Genomic DNA, 3,930 nt, shown 5'->3' with positions numbered 1-3,930 from the left:
TGAGTTCCCGGTTGCCTGGGTGGATAAAAATGTGCAGGCCAATGGCACCGAGAAAGCGGCGAAAGCCTATCTGAACTGGCTGTACAGCCCGCAGGCGCAAACCATCATCACGGACTACTACTACCGCGTGAACAACCCGGAGGTGATGGACAAGCTGAAAGATAAATTCCCACAGACCGAACTGTTCCGCGTGGAAGAGAAATTTGGCTCCTGGCCTGAGGTGATGAAAACCCATTTCACCAGCGGTGGCGAACTGGACAAACTGCTGGCGGCGGGGCGTAAGTAATGTTTGCAGTCTCCTCCCGACGCGTACTGCCTGGCTTTACTTTAAGCCTGGGCACCAGCCTGCTGTTCGTTTGCCTGATTTTGCTGCTGCCGCTCAGTGCGTTAGTGATGCAACTGGCACAGATGAGCTGGGCGCAATACTGGGATGTGATTACCAATCCGCAGGTGGTTGCTGCCTATAAAGTGACGCTACTGTCGGCGTTTGTGGCGTCGATTTTTAACGGTGTGTTTGGCCTGCTGATGGCGTGGATCTTAACCCGTTACCGTTTTCCGGGCCGGACGTTGCTGGACGCGCTGATGGATCTGCCGTTTGCGCTGCCGACGGCAGTTGCCGGTCTGACGCTGGCTTCGCTGTTTTCCGTTAACGGTTTCTACGGCGAATGGCTGGCAAAATTTGATATCAAGGTGACATACACCTGGCTTGGCATTGCGGTGGCGATGGCGTTCACCAGTATTCCGTTCGTGGTGCGTACCGTGCAACCGGTACTCGAAGAGTTAGGCCCGGAATATGAAGAAGCGGCGGAAACCCTGGGCGCCACGCGGCTGCAAAGCTTTCGCAAGGTGGTCCTGCCGGAACTGTCACCTGCGCTGGTGGCCGGTGTCGCGCTGTCGTTTACCCGCAGCCTTGGCGAGTTCGGCGCAGTGATTTTCATCGCCGGTAACATTGCCTGGAAAACGGAAGTCACCTCGCTGATGATTTTTATTCGTTTGCAGGAGTTTGATTACCCTGCCGCCAGCGCGGTTGCCTCGGTGATCCTCGCGGCATCGTTATTGCTGCTGTTTTCAATTAACACCCTGCAAAGTCGCTTTGGCCGACGTGTGGTAGGTCACTAATGGCGGAAGTTACTCAATTGAAGCGTTATGACGCCCCCCGCATCAACTGGGGAAAATGGTTTCTGATTGGCACCGGCATGCTGGTGTCGGTGTTCATCCTGTTGGTGCCGATGATCACCATTTTCGTCCAGGCGTTCAGCAAAGGGGTGTTGCCCGTGCTACAGAATCTGGCCGATCCGGATATGCTGCATGCCATCTGGCTGACGGTGTTGATCGCCCTGATTGCGGTGCCGGTGAACCTGGTGTTTGGCGTTCTGCTGGCCTGGCTGGTGACCCGTTTTAACTTTCCGGGCCGCCAGTTGCTGCTGACGCTGCTGGATATTCCTTTTGCCGTCTCGCCGGTGGTGGCGGGGCTGGTGTATCTGCTGTTTTACGGTTCCAACGGCCCGTTGGGCGGCTGGCTGGACGAGCATAATCTGCAAATTATGTTCTCCTGGCCGGGGATGGTGCTGGTGACCATCTTCGTCACCTGTCCGTTTGTGGTACGTGAACTGGTGCCGGTGATGCTCAGTCAGGGCAGTCAGGAAGATGAGGCGGCGATTTTGCTGGGCGCATCCGGCTGGCAGATGTTCCGTCGCGTGACGCTGCCGAACATTCGCTGGGCGCTGCTGTATGGCGTGGTGCTGACTAACGCCCGTGCGATTGGCGAGTTTGGCGCGGTGTCGGTGGTTTCCGGCTCAATTCGCGGCGAAACCCTGTCGCTGCCGTTACAGATTGAATTACTGGAGCAGGACTACAACAGCGTCGGCTCTTTTACCGCTGCGGCGCTATTGACGCTGATGGCGATTATTACCCTGTTTTTGAAGAGCATGTTGCAATGGCGCCTGGAGAATCAGGAAAAACGCGCGCAACAGGAGGAAAATCATGAGCATTGAGATTGCCAATATTAAGAAGTCTTTTGGTCGCACCCAGGTGCTGAACGATATCTCACTGGATATTCCTTCAGGTCAGATGGTTGCCTTGCTGGGGCCGTCCGGTTCCGGTAAAACCACACTGCTGCGCATTATTGCCGGGCTGGAACACCAGTCCAGCGGACATATTCGCTTCCATGGTACCGACGTCAGCCGCCTGCATGCGCGCGATCGTAAGGTGGGATTTGTCTTTCAGCACTACGCGCTGTTCCGCCATATGACGGTGTTCGACAACATCGCCTTTGGCCTGAGCGTCCTGCCGCGTCGTGAGCGTCCCAATGCGGCGGCGATTAAAGCCAAAGTGACGACACTGCTGGAGATGGTGCAACTGGCACACCTGGCGGATCGCTTCCCGGCGCAGCTTTCAGGTGGGCAAAAACAACGTGTCGCGCTGGCCCGCGCGTTAGCGGTTGAACCACAAATTCTGCTGCTGGATGAGCCGTTTGGTGCCCTTGATGCGCAGGTGCGTAAAGAGCTGCGCCGCTGGCTGCGTCAACTGCATGAAGAGCTGAAATTCACCAGCGTCTTTGTCACGCACGATCAGGAAGAGGCCACTGAAGTGGCGGACCGCGTGGTGGTAATGAGCCAGGGGAATATTGAACAGGCCGATGCGCCGGATCAGGTCTGGCGTGAACCGGCGACCCGCTTTGTACTGGAATTTATGGGTGAAGTGAACCGCCTGCAAGGCACCATTCGCGGTGGGCAGTTCCACGTTGGCGCACACCGCTGGCCGCTGGGCTATACGCCTGCGTATCAGGGGCCGGTCGATCTGTTCCTGCGTCCATGGGAAGTCGATATCAGCCGCCGTACCAGTCTGGATTCACCGTTGCCGGTTCAGGTCATTGAAGCCAGCCCGAAAGGTCATTACACCCAATTGGTCGTGCAGCCGCTCGGGTGGTATCACGACCCGTTGACCGTGGTCATGCAAGGGGACGATGCTCCGGTACGCGGCGAGCGTCTGTTTGTAGGCCTGCAAAACGCGCGCTTGTATAACGGCAATCAGCGTATTGAACGTCATGATGATGTTGTTTTCGCAGAAATAGCGTAATCTCAGAGCGTTTTTTATGTAGGCCGGATAAGGCAGTTATGTCGCCCTCCGGCAATACACATTTGCCTGATGGCGCTGGGTTTATCAGGTCTGGGTTGTGGACTGAAATTGTGAACACATTAGAACAAACTATTGGCAACACGCCGCTGGTGAAGTTGCAACGGTTGACGCCGGATAATGGCAGTGAAATTTGGGTCAAACTGGAAGGCAACAACCCGGCGGGATCGGTGAAAGATCGTGCCGCGTTATCGATGATTGTTGAAGCGGAAAAACGCGGGGAGATTACGCCTGGTGATGTGTTAATTGAGGCCACCAGCGGGAACACTGGCATTGCGCTGGCGATGATTGCGGCACTAAAAGGTTATCGTATGAAGCTACTGATGCCGGACAACATGAGCCAGGAACGCCGCGCCGCGATGCGCGCCTACGGTGCCGAGCTGATTCTGGTGACCAAAGAGCAGGGGATGGAAGGGGCGCGCGATTTAGCGCTGGAGATGGCTCAGCGCGGCGAAGGCAAGCTGCTGGACCAGTTCAATAACCCTGATAACCCATACGCGCATTACACCACCACGGGGCCGGAAATCTGGCGGCAAACGTCCGGACGTCTCACCCATTTTGTTTCCAGCATGGGGACGACCGGTACTATCACCGGGGTTTCTCGCTTTCTGCGCGAGCAGGCCCGTACGGTCACTATTGTGGGTCTGCAACCGGAAGAGGGCAGCAGCATTCCGGGGATTCGCCGCTGGCCAGCGGAATACATGCCGGGCATTTTTAATGCTCAGCTTGTCGATCAGGTCGTCGTTATTCACCAGCGAGACGCGGTGTACACTATGCGTGTGCTGGGGGGTCGTG

Annotated in this window: 4 protein-coding genes and 1 pseudogene; all 5 read left to right on the top strand. The window is 56.5% G+C overall.

The genetic code is table 11. The features are described 5' to 3' along the window. Positions 1-286: pseudogene (cysP, locus tag AB7E14_RS21585) on the top strand (thiosulfate/sulfate ABC transporter substrate-binding protein CysP); the annotation flags it as partial. Then, complete coding sequence (gene cysT / locus AB7E14_RS21580; RefSeq protein WP_042999900.1) at positions 286-1,119, top strand: sulfate/thiosulfate ABC transporter permease CysT; 834 nt, start codon at positions 286-288, stop codon at positions 1,117-1,119. The pseudogene cysP and the gene cysT, both read left to right, overlap by 1 nt. Further along, positions 1,119-1,994, top strand: a complete 876-nt coding sequence (gene cysW, locus AB7E14_RS21575; protein WP_044327213.1) for a sulfate/thiosulfate ABC transporter permease CysW — start codon at positions 1,119-1,121, stop codon at positions 1,992-1,994. Before cysT ends, cysW begins: the two co-directional genes overlap by 1 nt. Beyond that, complete coding sequence (cysA, locus tag AB7E14_RS21570; RefSeq protein WP_044258378.1) at positions 1,984-3,078, top strand: sulfate/thiosulfate ABC transporter ATP-binding protein CysA; 1,095 nt, start codon at positions 1,984-1,986, stop codon at positions 3,076-3,078. The genes cysW and cysA overlap by 11 nt, the downstream gene beginning before the upstream one ends. Positions 3,079-3,188: 110 nt before the next feature. Beyond that, positions 3,189-3,930: cysteine synthase B (gene cysM, locus AB7E14_RS21565; RefSeq protein ID WP_428169937.1), on the top strand; the 742-nt coding region annotated here is incomplete at its 3' end.

The organism is Citrobacter sp., assembly GCF_050252275.1.
In the GTDB taxonomy this organism is placed as follows: Bacteria; Pseudomonadota; Gammaproteobacteria; order Enterobacterales; family Enterobacteriaceae; genus Citrobacter_A; species Citrobacter_A amalonaticus.
The sequence above is the reverse complement of the archived record's forward strand: the minus strand, read 5'-3'. Positions and strand labels throughout refer to the sequence as shown.

Coding starts and splice junctions, on each gene's coding strand:
- cysT (WP_042999900.1), top strand. CDS start 286: ATGTTTGCAGTCTCCTCCCGACGCGTACTGCCTGGCTTTACTTTAAGC.
- cysW (WP_044327213.1), top strand. CDS start 1,119: ATGGCGGAAGTTACTCAATTGAAGCGTTATGACGCCCCCCGCATCAAC.
- cysA (WP_044258378.1), top strand. CDS start 1,984: ATGAGCATTGAGATTGCCAATATTAAGAAGTCTTTTGGTCGCACCCAG.